Genomic DNA, 849 nt, shown 5'->3' with positions numbered 1-849 from the left:
CTGCACGGCATGACACGTACTACAGCGCGTATGCACGACAGCCATGATAGCATCGTCAGCTGAGGCGGTAACTGGTACAGTTTCAGCAGCGCTACTATCATTAGCACTGTCAGTAGTACTGGTCGTGTCAACGGCTGCAGCATTTTCTACTTCAGTATCTGTACTAGCAGTCGGTGGCGTGCTGTCAGTCACTGCAGGTGCAGCAGCGACTGGAGCTGTAGCAGCAGGCAATGGCTTAATTGGGGCTGGACGCATCCAAATAATTAATAATAACGTTAATAGCGCAGGAATCCATAAGAATTTTGTTTGAGTATTACCTAAATGCTTTTGGTTAAAATAGTGTCTTACAAGGGCTGTGATAATACCTACAAATACTAAGATTAACCAACCATGCTCATGAGAATACATCATCGGATAGTGGTTACTAATCATGGTAAAAATAAGCGGTAAGGTAAAATAGTTGTTCATCAGTGAACGGTTTTTTGCTTGTAGAGCTAGATCAGCAACTTCTTTACCTGGTTTTTCACCGCGCCGCACACAATCTACAAGTGCTCGCTGAGCTGGCATGATGCCAAAGAATACGTTACCTGCCATCACAGTACCTAAAATGGCACCAATATGAATAAAGGACGCGCGATCGCTGAACAGCTGATACGAACCCCACGTTGCAATAATTAATAAGGTAAAGATAGTCGAGCTAAATACAAAGGCATTTTTGCCTAGATGACTGCGAACAATCACTTCATAAATAAAGTAACTGCCAAATAAAAATAGTAAGCTTGTTGATATGGCACCAATGCCACTACCAAAAGCGATTTTGCTTGGGTCGATCAGATAAGCGGTGGCATT

The 849-nt window shown here is 43.1% G+C and carries 1 protein-coding gene; it reads right to left on the bottom strand.

Annotated features, from left to right (window positions below; translation table 11 throughout):
• Positions 1-849, bottom strand: an 849-nt coding sequence (locus tag ACS8FD_RS18575) for a urate hydroxylase PuuD (protein ID WP_439276930.1), incomplete at both ends; no start/stop codon positions are given.

It is taken from the genome of Psychrobacter sp. 1U2 (assembly GCF_051847575.1).
The sequence above is the reverse complement of the archived record's forward strand: the minus strand, read 5'-3'. Positions and strand labels throughout refer to the sequence as shown.